A 15,613-nucleotide genomic window follows, 5' to 3' on the forward strand; every position below is an offset into this window, starting at 1 on the left:
CATTTCAACTGAACGTTCTATATTATACTAATTGACTTTTAAAATATTATTAATATTTCATGGGATAAATCCTCAATGCTCAATAACTATGTCTTTAATAATCTCATCATTCAAACGCAAATAAGTATTAAACAGCTTCATTAACGAAACCTGTCCACTTTATTCTATGCACTTGCTTGTCTTGATTGTTACTCTTTTAACCTCATTTTCCGCTGTGAATCCTGACCTGATCAGGCCCGACCAAAATTCGAATGCGCATTCGAATTTGGGACGGGCCTTTCTTTAAGATAACCACATTTTTCTGGATTTTAAGATGCATGAGTTTGTTCAGTGCTTCGAAAGTTAAGACTGAATAAGCTCTTAACTTGATTATTCCGGAAATTTTGCTATAATTGAATTGAGCATATGCCCAAAAGGAGCTGATCCAATGCCAAGGCGCCGTTGTTGTGGTCGAATCGATGAAACAATAGCCTGCCAAACGTTTATTCCGCAGGGATACTCACGTTGGCCGGAAGTGTTGGTCCGGCTTGAAGAGCTGGAAGCCATTCGTTTAAAAGATAAAGTGGGACTCGATCAAGCTGAGTGTGCGGCATCTATGGGAATTTCCAGAGCGACGTTTCAGCGAATCCTTGGAGCAGCTCGGGAGAAAATTGCCACTGCTTTGGTAGAAGGCAGACCGATTATTATTCAAGGAGGTAATTACACAATAAAAAATAGGGTTTTCGAGTGCCTGAATTGTCGTCATATTTGGGAAGAGGAACCGTGTTCCGCAGGCGGGAAGCATGGCTATGAAATAACCTGCCCTCAATGCGGGGACCTAAAAAAAAGGCGCTTGGACAGTGGGCTTAAACGTCCCTGTGATGGTCAATTTTAAAAAACCAAAGCTTGTTGTGAAGAAGGTTCGTAAAGGAAATACTTTATTATTAGGAGGGGTTTTTATGTCTCAAAAAATTGCGATTCCAACCAATGGTGAAGTTCTGGATGCTCATTTTGGACGGGCTGCGGGATTTACGGTCTTTGAAATTGAAGGTTCGACAGCCCGCTTTGTCGAAAAACTTAGTGCGACAGGCCTCCAACACCAGCATGAAGGACTTGCCAATATGTTCAAGAACAAAGGCGTGGAAGTGCTTGTTTGCGGAGGAATCGGCGGGGGAATGATTAATGGTCTTAACGCCGTAGGTTTAAAAGTAGTGTCAGGAGCTTCCGGCAGAGTAGCCGATGTAGCACAAGCCTATGCCGAAGGCAAAATTGTCAGCACCGGATCAGTCTGTCAAAATGATCATGGCCATGATCACCATCACGATCATCAATGTCACTGAGTTGATCCTTGCTCAATGGACAAACTTGACAAAGCAAGAATTAGGGGAGTAAGATAAATTGATTATCGCCCTTCGTGGGTAAAAATTGTCAGCAGAAAGGGAGGCAGTAGCGTGAGTGAGGCGTGTAATAGCTGTTCCGCAGCAGGTTCCTGTAGTCAGGATAGCTGTCCAAGTGAACCGAAATTGACAGATGCTCAAAAAGCCAGTCATATTGACAAAGTCATTGCGGTTATGAGCGGTAAGGGAGGAGTTGGAAAATCTTCTGTTACCGGCATGATAGCCGTGAGTTTAATGCGCCAGGGATACAAAGTGGGAGTTTTAGATGCCGATATAACCGGACCCAGTATTCCCAAGATTTTTGGAGTTTCAGGCAAAGCCGGAGTCAGCAAGACCGGAATTTTGGCTCCTGAGAGCCGCGGCGGAATTAAAGTTATGTCTTTAAATCTTATGATTGAAACTGAAGATGATCCAGTCATTTTAAGAGGACCTTTAATCACCCAGATTGTCACTCAATTCTATACGGAAGTAATTTGGGGTGATCTCGATTACCTCCTAATTGATTTGCCGCCTGGTACAGGAGATGTTCCCATCACGGTATTCCAAACGCTGCCAATTGATGGTGTCGTTATGGTAACAAGTCCTCAATCCTTGGCCAATATGGTTGTCCGTAAGGCCATTAAAATGGTACGCAACTATAAACCGCCGATTTATGGTTTAGTTGAAAATATGGCTTATGTCCAGTGTTCGGATTGCAGCCACAGAATCGAAGTTTTTGGCAAACCTCAGGGACAGGAAGAGGCGGAGCGGATGTCTATTCCGTTTTTGGGTGAACTCCCCCTCGATCCGGAATTAGCTACTCTGTCGGATGCGGGTCATATCGAAGATTATCAGTCACCGGTTTTCGATCAAATAGCTAAACGTTTAGCTGAGGAAGTCAGAAAACATAGCGGTGAGAAGCTGGCTTAATCCAACATAATCAAGACCAAGAGCGTCTTTTAAGGCAGTGCTTGGTCTTTTTTGCCTCCATAATGGTCAGCGTCTTAAGGTCGCTCTAAGGCGCTGGGGTTTTATGAGCAAACCTAAAGCACCTTCAATGTTATTGACAACCACATCGGCTGACAATAGCGTTTGCATACTGGCTCCCTCGAATCCGATTACGGCGATGCCCAGAGACGCCCGCTCCAGCATCAATTGGTCGTTAGAACCGTTTCCTATGGCCGCTACATGGCGTGCGTTAAATTTGGCAAGATAATCCGCTTTTTCTTGGGTGTGGTTCGCGCTTTCCAAGACCTTTACGTGTACGGCCAAATCTTGACATTGGCTCTCGACAGTGCCGAAAGTATCAGCGGTGATTATGTGAATCTCCAGAAATGGAGCCAACTGGACAAGATTTGCTTTGACTGATTCGAATAACTTGCCATCCAAAGCCACCGTCCCATTAAAATCCAGAATTAACACTTCCAGGGCTATAGTGTCCCTGCCGGGAATCTTAATCACCAGCATAGAATTTTCCTCCTTTGTCAAAGCTCAAGAATAACTTTGATGAAAGTAATAAAATATTATACCTAATACATCAATAATTTTATTGAAATTAGTTATATGATACCATATAATGTGATCATTAGTTTAAATGGTGGTGAAAAAGATGTATTCGCAAAAGGCTATCGAACTAAATAAAAATCCGGAAAACCTTGGTCAAATGCGTGACTCGGATGGTGAAGAAACTGTAGAAGATTCTCAAAGCGGAACCACGTATACTGTTTATCTTAAAGTGGAATTTGGAGTTATAACCAAGATTAATTTTTGGGTTAGCGCTGCCTCAGTGGAGATGGCCGGTTGCAGTATGGCGACTATTTTAGCTAAAGGCAAACATCTGTCCGATGCCTTGAAAATAACGGAACAGGATGTTATAGATGCCTTAGAGTGTTCGCCTGAGTCAGATCAACAGAAGAGTATAAATCTGATTTTAAGCACTTTGCGAAAAGCAATCGATAATTATCTGATGAGGCGGGGAATTTATCACATTCAGTTTCAAAAATTAGAAGCTTCAAATTCCTGAATACAATTAAATTCCAACTTATCTTTCCCCAAACCACATTTAAACATTATTTGGAAGTGATAAATAATGCTTGATGAGGATCAGGGATTGTATACGATCGGTACCGTGGCCGAACTGATTGAAGAACATCCGGAGACCCTAAGAGTTTGGGAACGAAATGATCTTATACACCCCGATAGAAAAGGACACCAGCGAAGATATTCCAATAATGACGTCAAGAGACTCCAGTTTATAAAATATTTAATCGATAAAAAAGGTTTAAATATTGCCGGAGTTAAGCACCTGATCTCTATATATTCTTGCTGGTACAATCGCAATTGTAAAGGCGGAGCCTATCAAAACAGTCCCGTATCGATTAATGAAGCAAAAGCTTGCTGGAAGACTAAGGATACCTATTGTCTCGTGGCCAGCGATAAGGCTGAAATGTGCAATTCCTGTGCTCTTTTGAGGAGTTGTAAAAAACAGCAGGATTGCAGCGATTGAGCGCAAATAAGCATAAAAAAACGACGATCACAACGTCGTTTTTTTATGCTTATTTGCGGCGTTCTAATTCCTTCTTAAGCTCAGCGATGGAATTTTTTAAGGCTAATAACTCGGCTTCGTATTTTTTAACCCTATGACCGGGAAGATGCAAACCGGTTTGCTTTAAAACATAGCCTTTTTCCTCCTCAAGTTCTTCAAGCTCCTCGGACAAGGTTTTCAGGCGGCGGATTAAATCCTCTTTCCCTACTAATGACCAATCATCCATGATTCGTGTCTCCTTCCCTCAAGTCTAATAATAAATAAAGCAGACTTGATTCAGGTGGAGTTTTAACTCCATCTGAATCTTAGTTGCCCTTATCCAGGGACATAGCCGCTCTTAACTTACCGCTTGCAGAAGCGGGAGTCTTAGAGCGGATTAGTCAGCGGCTAAAACTGCAAAGGGGTATTATTGTCCGCTATTGACCTATTGCTCATTTCAGTGTATTCTATAACCACATACCCCACCCCATGGGGGAAGGGGATATGATTTGTGAATATCTTACCATAATAAAGCCCTAAACACCAGGTGCAATGTAAAAACTTGCAAAGACAATCATAAAAAATCCTTTGGAGTCTATAAAATCAAAGGACTTGGAGGTGAGTAAACCAGGACCAAGTACCCCTAAAATATACTGAATATTTTAATTTATCTGGAGGTGAGGAGCAAAGGTGAAAAAGAAAAGCGTGTCCCTAGTTAACCTTATAACCGGAATTCTCGGCATCCTTCTAGCGGGGTATTTTTGGCTGTCCGCTCCCCAGGATACCCAGGCCGCCTGTGGGGCATCCACTTCTTCTTGCAAAACTTGCCATGAAGTTCAAGGTGCGGACCCCGTCTCTAAAAAGGGGGATTGGCATAGTCAGCATTCTTTCGGAGATTTTTGCCAGGCTTGTCATTTAGGAGTGGCTACGGAAACCGATAAAACGAAAGCCCACGCCGGACTGGTGGCTAATCCTCTGAGCCAACCCGATCAATCCTGCGTTTCTTGTCATCCGGCAGATACGGCGGCTCGGGTGGCTAAATATGGAGGGACAGCGACAGCTTCCGGTTCTACAGGCAGTGCCTCCACCGTACCCGGCTCCTCCGGGGTGGGAACAGACGCGGCGGCAGGAGCCGGCGGCGGCACGGTCGCGCCTTCGCCGGCAGCCAGCCAAATTCCGCCAAGCGCCAATCCCAACTTTGATCTTATTGATTTTAACAGCAGGGATCAACTATCCTGGCTGGCCTGGGTTTTAATCCTGGCAGATATTTTGGCGCTTCTGGCTTTAGGAGTTCTGCTTTGGAAATGGAAAAAAGGGTTATGGCCTTGGGCTTTCCTCAAAGGAAAGCAGAAAAACGTCCCCTTTAACACTTTGCCCCCGGAGGTTCAGGATGTTTTCAGGCAACTGTTAAAAGGGGATATGCACACTGTTCTGACGCTTAAAACAATCCTCGCCAGTGAGCATGGACCTCAATTGCTGCAAGTTTTAACTCAATTGCCGGAAGAGGTTGTCCTCCTGCTGCCAACCATGAATGAGGAGGAATTGAAGTCGCTGGTATTGCCAGCCAGGAAGAAGGGAAAGGGGGAAGATTAAGTATGTCCTTTGAGGAGAAAATGCAGGAAAAAGTGTGGTCCCCTTGGGCTGCCGGGTTTCTTTTGGGCTTAACGGCCATTGCCTCTTACGTTTTGGTTGACAAAACTATCGGTTCTTCCGGGGGAATCGAAAGTATCGACAGCATTCTGCTTAAAACATTCCATGTCAGCCTGGCCAACTCCCTGTATTTCAAATTCCAGATGCCTCCGGTTGTTAGTTTTCAAATCATTTTGTTTATAGGCATGCTTCTGGGAGCTTTTGTCTCCAGTAAATGGTCCAAGGACTTCAAGCTCAGAACGATGCCTGATCAGCAGTGGACGCAGAACTTCGGCCCCAGTAAGCTAAAACGATGGCTCTTAATCTTCATCGGCGGGATCATCATCGAATACTCCGCCGGGATTGCGGGCGGATGTACGAGCGGTCTGGCGATTTCCGGAACCATGCAGCTTTCGCCGGCGGGTTTGATCTTTATTGCCGGCTTATTCGCTTCCGGAATTATTACGACCAAACTTCTCTACGGAGGTGACTATTAAGATGATGACCTATGTTGTTCCTTTGCTCATTGGTTTTTTCTTTGCCTTCGCGCTGCAGAAGGCCGGATTGGGTCATTACCATCGGATTGTCAACCAATTTCGTTTTAAAGACAATACGGTCATGAAATTCATGATGACGGGAATTTCCGTGGGGCTGGTGGGCATCTATACTCTCAAGGACCTCGGTTTGATTCGCCTGGATCAGGTCTCTTCCACCTATATACTCGGCAACCTGTTTGGCGGTCTTCTCTTTGGTGTGGGTATGGCTTTAGCCGGCACCTGACCGGGGACATTGATCACAGGCTGTGGTCAGGGAAATTTGGATTATTTAATTCCCGGTGGTTTAGGTTTTCTAGCCGGAGGCGTTATTTTTGGGGCCACTTATCAGTCGGTTTTCTTAAAGATATCCAATATCGGTTCCTATGGACAACAAACGCTGGAAGAACTGTTCCATGTCAATCACTGGCTCTTTATTGCCCTTTTCGTCCTTTGCACCCTCGTGTTTTATGTAGGATCAAAGATCGCCGAGAAACCAAAAGAGGTTTCCGCTAAGCAAGTCAAGGACTTGAACATGAATTAACAGCCGAAAGGAAGGGAGGCCTCAAGGTGTCCAAAGTCTTCACTTGGGACCAATTGTTCAGCCGCCGTCAGTTTATTAAAGCTACTGCCGCAGGCGCGGCACTTGGTGCGACTGCAGGCCTGGGGCTTTTGTCGCCGGGTAAGACCTTTGCCGTGGATCAGCCTTCTCCGCAGGCAGCGGCGGGTACGGAGACCAGGAAGGTTATCACAATTTGTGAGCAGTGTGTCTGGCGCTGCGGGGTGATAGCCAAGGTGGAAAACGGTGTTGTGAAAAAGTTGGAAGGAAACCCCGACCATCCTAATAATCTCGGCAAGCTCTGTCCCCGGGGGAATGCCGGGATCGAGACGATGTACAGTCCCGATCGCCTGAAATTCCCGCTTATCCGGGCGGGAGCGCGGGGAAGCGGGTTATGGCGCAGGGCCTCTTGGGATGAAGCTTTAAGCTATACTGCCGAGCAGATGAAGAAGATCAAGGAGAAGTATGGCGCGAAAGCGATGATGTTTAACTCCACAGATAATTTGTCTCAGCCTTTCTTTGAGACCTTGCTTAAAGCTTATGGTTCCCCCAACTATGGCACTCAGAGAAGCTTATGCTTTAATGCCATGACTACGGGTTTTCTCTATACCTATGGAGTAGCGCAGCCGGGGACGGATTACCAACATTGCCGGTATATGATTTTCGCGGGCAGAAACCTGGCCGAGGGAATTTCCAACAATGAAACGCAGGAAATGATTGAGATGGTCGCCAGGGGGACTAAAGTCGTTGTTCTCGACCCGCGCTTCAGCAAAACGGCGGCTAAAGCTACGGAATGGCTGCCCATACGTCCCGGCACGGATTCAGCCTTTTTTCTGGCCATGATTCAGGAAATTATTAAAGAAAAGCTCTATAACGCCAGTTTTCTCACGGCTTATACTCAAGGATTCGCAGAGCTGACCAAGGAAGTGCAGGACTATACCCCGGAATGGGCGGAACAGAAATGTGAGATTCCGGCGGCGACGATTCGGCGCATTGCCCGGGAGTTTGCGGCCGCTGCTCCGGCGGCCATCGCCCACCCCAACTGGCGGACTTCGAATTTTAAGAATTCCTTCCAAGCGGAACGGGCCATTGCCGTCCTTAATGCCCTGATCGGCAACTGGGCTCAGCCGGGCGGCCTGATTCCCGATCAGGAAATCAACACGGCAAAGCTGGGGATTTTGTCTCATCCCCCTTTCCCGGCGGCCCAGGGAATGCGGCTCGACGGCGTGCCCTGGCAGTATCCTATGGTGCCCTTGTCTTACGGGGTTATCCAGACCATGCGGGACAACATTTTGTCGGGCAAGCCCTATGAAGCTAAAGGGTGGCTGATTTCCCGGCAAAATCCCATTCTGTCCATTCCCGAACGGCAAAAAACGATCAATGCTTTTATGAAATTGGATTTTGTAGCCGTGATTGACATTCAAGCCAGTGATACCGCTTATTATGCCGACGTTATTTTACCGGAATCCAGCTATCTGGAACGTTATGACGGCTTGATTCCCATTGGCGACAAGATCTTTATCCGCCAACCCGTTGTTGAGCCTTTATATGATACGAAGAGCAGCTTAATGATCTATAAGGAGCTGGCGGATAAGTTAGGGCTGGGAGAATTTCTGCCTTATAAGGATGAGAAGGATCTCCTGACTCAGCAGCTTAAGCCCTTCCCGATCAGTTTGGAAGAGCTGCAGAAGAGAGGGCATTATGTGGTGCCGGCTCTGCAGGAAGATCACTCCAAAGACTTTGAATTTCAGACGAGCAGCGGAAAAATCGAAATCTCTTCCAGTATTATGGCCCAGATGGGCAAAAAATCAGTGCCTACCTGGGACGAACCACCCCGCCCTTCGGAAAACCACTATTACCTTTTGACGGGCAAGACGGCTCAGCATTCTCAGATGTTTACGCAAAACAATCGCTGGCTCTTGGAGGTTTTTCCGGAAAACCGGGCCTGGCTGCACAGCTCAGTGGCCGCTAAGCTGGGAGTTAAGACGGATGAAGCGGTTGTCCTGGAAAGTGAAGTCGGCAAGGTCAGTGTCAAAGCTTATGTTACCGAGGGGATACGTCCGGACTGCATCTTCATGGTCGGAGGGTTCGGGCATGTAAGCAAGGGCTTGAAATCGGCCTATAAACGCGGGGTAAGCGATTCCGCTCTGCATAAGACGGTTACGGACCCGCTCTCGGGAAGTTCAGCCTTAAGTGAAACCTTTATCACTGTGAATAAGGCGTAGGAGGGAGTAGAGTATGGCGGTTCGCATGGGATTTGTCCTGATCACTTCGCGCTGTATCGATTGCGATGCCTGTATGGTCGCCTGCCGGGCGGAAAACGACGTACCGCTGGGGAAGACGCGCAATTGGGTGAAAAGCAGTGGAGTACAAGGTAAGTTCCCCAAGGTTAAGGAAGTCTTTCAGCCCGGAAATTGCATGCATTGTGAGCATCCTCCCTGTGTCGCAGTCTGCCCCACAGGCGCCTCCCAAAAACGTTCCGATGGCATCGTCCTTGTCGAAAACAGCAAATGTATCGGCTGTAAATATTGTCTTACCGCTTGCCCCTATGAGGCCCGCTTTCTCAACCCGGAAACAGGAAAGGCGGATAAATGCACCTTCTGTTTACAGCGTTTGGAACAGGGACTAAAACCGGCTTGTGTGCAAACCTGCCTGGGGCAGGCCCGTCAGGCCGGTGACCTCAATGATCCGAACAGTGTTGTCGCCAAGTTGATTGCTCAATATCCAACCCGGCGGCTGCTCACGCAAGTCGGAACAGGCCCCAGTATTTATTACATTGACGACTTGGTACCGGAAATACCCGCAGGCCAATGACACTTAAAAGGAGGGATTTTACGTGGAGATAACCTGGGGCTTGCTGATTGTTATTTATCTCTTCACGGCGGGTGTGAGTGCGGGAGCCATGGTCACGTCTAATCTGGCCTTGCTCCGGGGCGGCCGGGATTTCGAACGTGTAGGCCGCTGGGGCGCCTTTATCGCACCCTTCCCGATTTCTTTAGGTTTAGGCGTACTTTTACTTGATTTAGGCAGCCCGTTTAATGCCTACCGCTTATTTATGACCCTGCGGCTCAGGTCGCCGATGTCTTATGGAAGTTGGATGATTCTCTTTTTCACGCTTCTCAGTGTTGTTTATCTCTATCTTTGGCTTCCGGAGAAGTTTCAAATTTACAGCGGGAAGAAGTCCCTGGACCAATGGAAACGACGCCAGGCCAAAATAATGCCTTTTTTATCCTTAGGGGTAGCTTCCTATACAGGCCTGCTTCTTAAGGCCGCCGTACGTCCCTTGTGGACGACACCCCTGCTGCCGGTGCTCTTTTTAGTTTCGGCTTTGTCCACCGGTGTGGCGGCGGTCCTTCTGATCTCGGCTCTGAGTCCCTGGCAGCGCGCCCGCCACAGAGAACTGCAGGTTTTGACCAAAGCCGACGCTTTACTCATCCTGCTGGAATGTTTTATACTGGTGGCGATGATTATTGTGGGCAGACTAAGTTCGCCGAGTATTGCGGAGGCTTTTGGCAGTCTGCTCTACGGAGAGTTTGCCCTGGTTTTCTGGGTTCTGATTGTCGGGCTGGGCCTGCTTCTCCCCTTTGCTTTAGAGTATTTGGAGCTGAAAGACAAAATCCCAGTGCGCTGGGCACTGTCCGCAACGATTGGCAGCAGCTTTCTGGTTCTTTTAGGCGGTTTTTTCGTGCGCTATATCATAACCTACGCCGGACAAGGGAGCGGTTGGTTCTAAAAGCCTTATCCTCGGCGGAAGAGAGGAGGGGGAAGATTATGACAAGGCAATTAATCTGGTCGAGACGGGCAATACTGCGTTTGGCTTGGGCCGGAGCCGTCGCGGCCGGGGCCTTGACGGTCAGACCTCTCGCTCAGTATCTGACGAGTGAGGAGGATCAGCCGCGCTCTCCGCTGGTATATGTTGCCGAAATACCTGAGGAAAACGCCGACTGGCTGCAGGTTCCCGGTTCACGGGTCTGGCTTAAAAGGGACGGGCAGGGAATTATGGCTTTGGCGGCAACCTGTACTCATCTCGGCTGCGAAGTGAATTATCACCGGGACCAGCGGGAATGGCGCTGCCCTTGTCATGGCAGTATTTATGACGCGGAGGGCAGGCCCATATCGGGCCCTGCCCCGCAGGCTTTGCCAAGGGTGGCCGTGGAACGAAAAGCGGACGGATCGCTGATCATTAACACGGCGAAGCAAGTTGGATTGGATGAACGAGTATGAGTAATTTTGTCAATCATATCAGGCCGCGCCAGGTTCCCGGACGGGTGCTTTCCGTTTTTTACACCTTTTGTCTCGGCGGTTTGTCTTTTCTGGCCTTTATCATTCTCGGGATCACGGGACTCCTGTTAATGTTTCATTATCTGCCGGGAGAAAACACCGGTTTCAGCAGTGTGCTTACCCTAGGGAGTGTGCTTCCTTATGGCGGCCTCCTGCGTAATTTACATTATTGGTCCGCCCAAATCATGGTCGTAACGGTTAATTTGCATATGCTGCGGGTAGTCTGGACCCATTCCTATAAGCCGCCAAGGCAGCTCAATTGGCTGGTAGGCGTCGGCTTGCTGATTCTTGTTTTAGTCTTGGATTTTACCGGTTTTCTGCTCGTCGGTTCTCAGGAAAGCGGTGCGGCGGCAACCGTCGCCGTCAATATTCTTAAATTGATTCCGGGCCTGGGTCCGGGACTGGCGCAAATTTTTTTGGGCCGGCCTTCGGCCTTGAGCGGCAGTACTTTAGCGGTTTATGTCTGGCATTGTGTGGGCTTGCCTTTTGCCGCCCTATTTCTGCAGTTCTATCATTTTTGGCGGATTCGCCGTGACGGCGGAGTACGGCCGCTTTAGCCCTGTTGCAGCGGATGTTTTGACAAGGAGGAGGAGAGAATGGCTCATTCCCCGCTAAATAATCTGAAAGAAAATGAAGGCATTGCCGCGCTGGTTTTTTTGATCTTTTGCACAGCTCTGGCTTTAAAATTCACGCCTAATGTCGGAACGAGCAATTTGGCTCCCGCCGTTTCCCGGGCGGCAGCGCCCTGGATTTTTGGGCCGTTCCAGGTTCTTCTGCTCTATCTTCCTCCCCGGCTGGGGGTTATAGCTATTCCGACCCTGATTGTTGCGGGGCTGGCAGGTCTGCCCTGGTTTGCCAAACATCTTGGGGACGCCTGGGGAAAAGGAATCTTCAGTGTTCTATGGGGATTCGTCCTTATTCTATTGCTGTGGTATGCGGCTACGGAATTGTGGTGGGTTTAAGCATGAAAAAGAAGATCTTGCTGGCCGGCCTCTTGCTGATTCTTGCCGCTCTGATCATCATAGCCGAAAACGAGACTCCAAGTTGGTCTCAATACCAGGAAGAATATTTCCAAGAGCAGATTGCCGGCTTGCAGGCTCAACTGGGAGCGGCCCGGGATAACGCTGAGAAAAGCCGTCTGCAACAGGAAATAGCCGCTTATCAAAAGCGAAAACCTGAGATTATCGATCTGGTTCTTCCCGACGGGAAGGTCGAGCGCTGCAAAACCTGTCATGTGGGTCTTGAAGAAATATCAAGCTCTCATCCCAGCAACACTTTTGGCTGCGCCGTTTGCCATGGCGGCAACCCTCTTTCTTTGGATAAAGCGACGGCTCATGCCCAGATGTATGGAGGAGGGCATCCCGGTTCGCTGAATGTGGCTGCACTAAGCTGCGGAGGAACTGGAGCAAATGGTGTTCTTTGTCACGCAGGGAACCCGGAAGAGGCTAAGAATGAAGTCGACCTTGTAAAAACCTCAATAATGTCCACCAAGGCCGGAGAGCTCAGTGTCCTGCGCAGAATGTTCGGATACGACAAGACCGAAGAGGTTCCGGGTCTGAGCAAAGGACAAGTGGCCGCCCTTTATCCCAATCCGCTCCCAGGACGGGCAAATCAGCAGGATTTCCAGCAGAACTGTCTTCGCCAATGCCATCAAAGTGGCGGTGACCTCCCGGTTTTAACGACTGCAAATAATGGCTCCTGGTCAGGCGCACCAGAACAAGACGGTACCCAAGCCAAAGGGCAGGCCGGGGCGCAGAGCAAAATTCAAGGAAGCGGCTGTGAGACATGTCATGTCTTAACGAACCCTGCGCATACCTACACAGGCACTGATACGACTATGAAATCCAATAATATTGGCTACGGAATGGTCCATAGCTTGACAACGCAAATTCCTTATACGCAGTGCAATCAATGCCATAATCAAGGAAACCATGACCCGGTAAACTTGAACTTTGCCCTGCGCTCAGATATGACCAAAGTTATACGTGATTGGAAATCCGGGGATACAACTTGGCTGGATCGTGTTCAGGATTACTACCTGCCCGGAGAAATTTTTGCCAGATGTGAAGTGAGTCTGGACTGCATCGATTGTCACACGAGGCAAGATGTGATGGGAGACGGCAAACTTCATACATCGCAGTATGAGGCTGTTCACCTGCAGTGTCAGGACTGTCACGGCACCAAGGAAAATCTCCCGCAAACCAAGAAAATTGTCGATTCGCACGATTTAGCCTTTGAGGAGCAAATAACCAACCCTAAGTTTCCGGCCTTAAAAGTCGGGGATGAAATCCTGGTAACGGGCAAAGGAGAAGAATTGCCGTTTATCCGCCATCAAGGAAATGAGTGGCTGCAGAGCAGCCGGGTGACCGGTCAGACGTTTAAAGTTCCTTTAGTTTATGGCAGCAAGTGCCAACAATCCTTGCTGGAGCAGGGAGCGGATTCCTGCCACAAATGTCATGACCGCAGCGCCTCCCATCCTTAGCGGGCTGCTATAATCATTTTATGTATTTTAAGAACGTTGAGGTATCGCAAACTGCCTGTCATTGGCGGTAGCGATGCTTTCTTTTTTATGCGCTTAAATTGTTAGATTCTCTTTGCAAAAATAGTGGTTTTTTAAAAGTGACATATTTATGTGGTATAATAATTAAAAATAAAAAATATTTTAGATATATTGTGACCTATCGTTTGATAACTTTCTATTTTTTTATGGCAATTAACCGTAAAATAATTTTCATTTGAAGGCTAAATAAATATTTTTATCCGTATTTACTGCTATAAATGTTTGGATACCTATTTATAAAGAAGGATGAATTTTAACTTATTAGTGAAGAGGGAGAAAAGTTCATGTTAATTATTTTTGCTGCGATTCGGAATAAGGAAAACCGCAGTAGACTAAGTGTTTTGTATGAAGAACATGCTTCTTGGATGTACAAGGTAGCATATAGGATTTTAAATGATGAACATTTGGCTCAGGATGCTGTTCAGGAGGCTTTCATTAACATTTCCAATAATTTTGAAAAGATTATTGGAAACGAGTGCAACAAAATAAAAGCTTTATTCGTTATTATTATTAGAAATGTTTCCATTGATATCTACCGGCTGAGGAAAAAGCAATACGGCGTCTCTATCGAAGAAATTGAAGAAGATTTAGCTAAATCGGAACCAAGTGTTGAAGAAATTCTAATTAACAATGAAACCTTTACCGAAGTGGCAGCAATAATTAGGAAATTACATCCACCTTACGCTGATATTCTTTCGCTTAAATTTTTTTATCACTATGACGATGAGGAGATATCCCGGATCTTGAATATTACACCCGAAAACGTTCGAACACGACTTCACCGTGCCAGAAGGAGCCTGATCAAATTATTATCACAGGAACAGGAGGCGAAAAATCATGAGTGAACACGAACCGGCCAAGGTGCATGCTAGGGAAAAAATGCTGGAAGCACTCTTCGAATATGCCGCTGCCTGTCATGTAGAAAACATAATTATTGAGCATTCGATTGAAGATGATTCTGCTTCTGATTTTGTCCTTCCGCCCGAATTTGATCAAAAAATGAAGAAACTGATTAAAAGGCATGACCGAAGAGAATCATTTAAGAAAATAAGCAGAAAAACCGTCAGGCTTCTGCCAAAAGCGGCTATTTTTTTGTTGGTCTTATTAGGAAGTTTTGCTGTAGTCGTGGCTAGTGTTCAAGCTTTAAGAGTGAAAGCCTTAAATATGATTCTGAATATCCAAAATCAATACACCAGCATTCAAACGAAAGATAAAAATAACGGCCTAACGAAACAGAATAACGAGCAAATCCCACAGGATTGGAATGGATATGTTCCCAACTATATTCCCCCTGGTTTTAAAGTTGTTAAAACAGAAGAACGTGATATGTTAGAAGCTATTTACTATACCAATAAGCAAGGTAAAACCCTTCGCTTCACCCAGTATCGAAGTAGTGATACTGATTTAAGAGTAGATACGGAAGGTGCTACTGTTCAGAATATTTCAATGCACAATAACGATGCCCTTTTAGCGGAAAAACAAGGCCTTGTCAGTATTGTCTGGAAAGAAAAATTTCTGTTTTCCCTTATAGGAGAAGCGGATAAAGCAGAAATGATTAAAATGGCTGAAAGCGTAAGCGAAAAATAATGAAAATCTTTCCAAGGAAAGTGTAACAAAAGACTACCCTCTTTCGTTTATTTGTATGAAGGATAAATGAAAGGGGGTGAATTTTATGAGAAAGAGAGCAGCGGTTCTCGTCCTGTCAATTTTAATCCTTTGCCTGGTTCCCATGCAGGCGTTTGCCCTTGGAACAAATCAAGTAACTAATTCAGAAAAAGGGCCTTTATGGGTCGGCATTACGGAATTCACAAATTCCTTTGAAATTTCCAGCAGTGGACTGGCTCAATTTGATACAAGCCTTTATGCCCGAAGCAACATAAACAAAGTAGTTATTAATGCCAGCATCCAACAGTACATCAATGGAAGTTGGCAGACAATCAAAAGTTGGTCAAGCACTTCTTATAGTAGCAGCGGCTATCTGAATCAGAAGTGGTATGTCGTGAGCGGTTATAATTACCGTCTGGTTTCAACCGGAGCGGTGTATCAGGATGATGCCCTGGTAGAACAGGCTTCTTACACTGGGTCAAGTTATTGGTATTAGGGCAATTTACATGCTTTATTTTTGAGCAATAAGATTACGATGATTTTAAACAATTAATTACAAAGAGGTGA

Annotated in this window: 20 protein-coding genes; 18 read left to right on the forward strand and 2 right to left on the reverse strand. The window is 46.7% G+C overall.

Annotated features, from left to right (window positions below; all coding sequences use genetic code 11):
* Nucleotides 1-427 precede the first annotated feature (427 nt).
* The 3 genes from REC12_RS19670 (at nucleotide 428) to REC12_RS19680 (ending at nucleotide 2,285) form a co-directional block, all read left to right on the forward strand.
* Nucleotides 428-874: a DUF134 domain-containing protein gene (locus tag REC12_RS19670; RefSeq protein ID WP_308897442.1), complete on the forward strand. Its 447-nt coding sequence runs from the start codon at nucleotides 428-430 to the stop codon at nucleotides 872-874.
* A gap of 64 nt (nucleotides 875-938) precedes the next feature.
* Nucleotides 939-1,319 carry a NifB/NifX family molybdenum-iron cluster-binding protein gene (locus tag REC12_RS19675; protein WP_308897444.1) on the forward strand — a complete coding sequence of 127 codons (381 nt, stop codon included), beginning with the start codon at nucleotides 939-941 and terminating at the stop codon, nucleotides 1,317-1,319.
* 111 nt (nucleotides 1,320-1,430) lie between these two features.
* Nucleotides 1,431-2,285, forward strand: coding sequence for an Mrp/NBP35 family ATP-binding protein (locus REC12_RS19680; RefSeq protein ID WP_308897446.1), 855 nt, complete (start codon nucleotides 1,431-1,433; stop codon nucleotides 2,283-2,285).
* Nucleotides 2,286-2,351: 66 nt separating this feature from the next.
* Here REC12_RS19680 and REC12_RS19685 read toward each other — a convergent pair whose 3' ends face one another.
* Nucleotides 2,352-2,822: an HAD family hydrolase gene (locus REC12_RS19685; RefSeq protein ID WP_308897449.1), complete on the reverse strand. Its 471-nt coding sequence runs from the start codon at nucleotides 2,820-2,822 to the stop codon at nucleotides 2,352-2,354.
* Between the two features lie 142 nt (nucleotides 2,823-2,964).
* Between REC12_RS19685 and REC12_RS19690 the strand changes: the two genes are divergently transcribed.
* Entirely contained in the window at nucleotides 2,965-3,378 is a 414-nt protein-coding gene (locus REC12_RS19690; RefSeq protein ID WP_308897451.1) for an iron-sulfur cluster assembly scaffold protein, read from the forward strand.
* 66 nt (nucleotides 3,379-3,444) lie between these two features.
* On the forward strand, nucleotides 3,445-3,861 hold the full coding sequence (locus REC12_RS19695; RefSeq protein WP_308897453.1) for a MerR family transcriptional regulator: 417 nt from the start codon (nucleotides 3,445-3,447) through the stop codon (nucleotides 3,859-3,861).
* 49 nt (nucleotides 3,862-3,910) lie between these two features.
* Here REC12_RS19695 and REC12_RS19700 read toward each other — a convergent pair whose 3' ends face one another.
* Complete coding sequence (locus REC12_RS19700; protein WP_308897455.1) at nucleotides 3,911-4,126, reverse strand: hypothetical protein; 216 nt, start codon at nucleotides 4,124-4,126, stop codon at nucleotides 3,911-3,913.
* 443 nt (nucleotides 4,127-4,569) lie between these two features.
* On the opposite strand from REC12_RS19700, the gene REC12_RS19705 reads away from it, so the two are divergent.
* The 13 genes from REC12_RS19705 (at nucleotide 4,570) to REC12_RS19765 (ending at nucleotide 15,542) form a co-directional block, all read left to right on the forward strand.
* A complete protein-coding gene (locus tag REC12_RS19705; RefSeq protein WP_308897456.1) occupies nucleotides 4,570-5,472 on the forward strand; it encodes a hypothetical protein in 903 nt (300 codons plus the stop codon).
* Between the two features lie 2 nt (nucleotides 5,473-5,474).
* Entirely contained in the window at nucleotides 5,475-6,005 is a 531-nt protein-coding gene (locus REC12_RS19710; protein WP_308897457.1) for a YeeE/YedE thiosulfate transporter family protein, read from the forward strand.
* 1 nt (nucleotide 6,006) lies between these two features.
* Entirely contained in the window at nucleotides 6,007-6,585 is a 579-nt protein-coding gene (locus tag REC12_RS19715) for a YeeE/YedE thiosulfate transporter family protein (RefSeq protein ID WP_308897458.1), read from the forward strand.
* A 26-nt stretch (nucleotides 6,586-6,611) separates the two neighbouring features.
* Entirely contained in the window at nucleotides 6,612-8,825 is a 2,214-nt protein-coding gene (locus REC12_RS19720; RefSeq protein WP_308897460.1) for a molybdopterin-containing oxidoreductase family protein, read from the forward strand.
* Between the two features lie 13 nt (nucleotides 8,826-8,838).
* Nucleotides 8,839-9,414: a 4Fe-4S dicluster domain-containing protein gene (locus tag REC12_RS19725; RefSeq protein WP_308897461.1), complete on the forward strand. Its 576-nt coding sequence runs from the start codon at nucleotides 8,839-8,841 to the stop codon at nucleotides 9,412-9,414.
* 22 nt (nucleotides 9,415-9,436) lie between these two features.
* Nucleotides 9,437-10,333 (forward strand): NrfD/PsrC family molybdoenzyme membrane anchor subunit, encoded by an 897-nt coding sequence (gene nrfD / locus REC12_RS19730; RefSeq protein WP_308897463.1) that lies wholly within the window; start codon nucleotides 9,437-9,439, stop codon nucleotides 10,331-10,333.
* 38 nt (nucleotides 10,334-10,371) lie between these two features.
* Nucleotides 10,372-10,824 (forward strand): QcrA and Rieske domain-containing protein, encoded by a 453-nt coding sequence (locus tag REC12_RS19735; RefSeq protein ID WP_308897465.1) that lies wholly within the window; start codon nucleotides 10,372-10,374, stop codon nucleotides 10,822-10,824.
* Nucleotides 10,821-11,438, forward strand: coding sequence for a cytochrome b N-terminal domain-containing protein (locus tag REC12_RS19740; RefSeq protein ID WP_308897466.1), 618 nt, complete (start codon nucleotides 10,821-10,823; stop codon nucleotides 11,436-11,438). Before REC12_RS19735 ends, REC12_RS19740 begins: the two co-directional genes overlap by 4 nt.
* Before the next feature lie 39 nt (nucleotides 11,439-11,477).
* Entirely contained in the window at nucleotides 11,478-11,843 is a 366-nt protein-coding gene (locus tag REC12_RS19745) for a hypothetical protein (protein ID WP_308897467.1), read from the forward strand.
* Nucleotides 11,844-11,845: 2 nt separating this feature from the next.
* On the forward strand, nucleotides 11,846-13,363 hold the full coding sequence (locus REC12_RS19750) for a hypothetical protein (RefSeq protein ID WP_308897469.1): 1,518 nt from the start codon (nucleotides 11,846-11,848) through the stop codon (nucleotides 13,361-13,363).
* Nucleotides 13,364-13,725: 362 nt separating this feature from the next.
* On the forward strand, nucleotides 13,726-14,286 hold the full coding sequence (locus tag REC12_RS19755; protein ID WP_308897471.1) for an RNA polymerase sigma factor: 561 nt from the start codon (nucleotides 13,726-13,728) through the stop codon (nucleotides 14,284-14,286).
* Nucleotides 14,279-15,028 carry a DUF4367 domain-containing protein gene (locus REC12_RS19760; protein ID WP_308897473.1) on the forward strand — a complete coding sequence of 250 codons (750 nt, stop codon included), beginning with the start codon at nucleotides 14,279-14,281 and terminating at the stop codon, nucleotides 15,026-15,028. Before REC12_RS19755 ends, REC12_RS19760 begins: the two co-directional genes overlap by 8 nt.
* Nucleotides 15,029-15,113: 85 nt before the next feature.
* Nucleotides 15,114-15,542, forward strand: coding sequence for a hypothetical protein (locus tag REC12_RS19765; protein WP_308897476.1), 429 nt, complete (start codon nucleotides 15,114-15,116; stop codon nucleotides 15,540-15,542).
* Nucleotides 15,543-15,613 lie beyond the last annotated feature (71 nt).

The organism is Candidatus Desulfosporosinus nitrosoreducens (assembly GCF_030954495.1).
Taxonomy (GTDB): domain Bacteria; phylum Bacillota; class Desulfitobacteriia; order Desulfitobacteriales; family Desulfitobacteriaceae; genus Desulfosporosinus; species Desulfosporosinus nitrosoreducens.

What these genes read in the sequence shown, in the direction of transcription:
- REC12_RS19725 (WP_308897461.1), top strand. Translation starts at nt 8,839, where the DNA reads ATGGCGGTTCGCATGGGATTTGTCCTGATCACTTCGCGCTGTATCGAT.
- REC12_RS19710 (WP_308897457.1), top strand. Translation starts at nt 5,475, where the DNA reads ATGTCCTTTGAGGAGAAAATGCAGGAAAAAGTGTGGTCCCCTTGGGCT.
- REC12_RS19735 (WP_308897465.1), top strand. Translation starts at nt 10,372, where the DNA reads ATGACAAGGCAATTAATCTGGTCGAGACGGGCAATACTGCGTTTGGCT.
- REC12_RS19690 (WP_308897451.1), top strand. Translation starts at nt 2,965, where the DNA reads ATGTATTCGCAAAAGGCTATCGAACTAAATAAAAATCCGGAAAACCTT.
- REC12_RS19685 (WP_308897449.1), bottom strand. Translation starts at nt 2,822, where the DNA reads ATGCTGGTGATTAAGATTCCCGGCAGGGACACTATAGCCCTGGAAGTG.
- REC12_RS19695 (WP_308897453.1), top strand. Translation starts at nt 3,445, where the DNA reads ATGCTTGATGAGGATCAGGGATTGTATACGATCGGTACCGTGGCCGAA.
- REC12_RS19745 (WP_308897467.1), top strand. Translation starts at nt 11,478, where the DNA reads ATGGCTCATTCCCCGCTAAATAATCTGAAAGAAAATGAAGGCATTGCC.
- REC12_RS19760 (WP_308897473.1), top strand. Translation starts at nt 14,279, where the DNA reads ATGAGTGAACACGAACCGGCCAAGGTGCATGCTAGGGAAAAAATGCTG.
- REC12_RS19675 (WP_308897444.1), top strand. Translation starts at nt 939, where the DNA reads ATGTCTCAAAAAATTGCGATTCCAACCAATGGTGAAGTTCTGGATGCT.
- REC12_RS19750 (WP_308897469.1), top strand. Translation starts at nt 11,846, where the DNA reads ATGAAAAAGAAGATCTTGCTGGCCGGCCTCTTGCTGATTCTTGCCGCT.
- REC12_RS19700 (WP_308897455.1), bottom strand. Translation starts at nt 4,126, where the DNA reads ATGGATGATTGGTCATTAGTAGGGAAAGAGGATTTAATCCGCCGCCTG.
- REC12_RS19765 (WP_308897476.1), top strand. Translation starts at nt 15,114, where the DNA reads ATGAGAAAGAGAGCAGCGGTTCTCGTCCTGTCAATTTTAATCCTTTGC.
- REC12_RS19755 (WP_308897471.1), top strand. Translation starts at nt 13,726, where the DNA reads ATGTTAATTATTTTTGCTGCGATTCGGAATAAGGAAAACCGCAGTAGA.
- REC12_RS19740 (WP_308897466.1), top strand. Translation starts at nt 10,821, where the DNA reads ATGAGTAATTTTGTCAATCATATCAGGCCGCGCCAGGTTCCCGGACGG.
- REC12_RS19670 (WP_308897442.1), top strand. Translation starts at nt 428, where the DNA reads ATGCCAAGGCGCCGTTGTTGTGGTCGAATCGATGAAACAATAGCCTGC.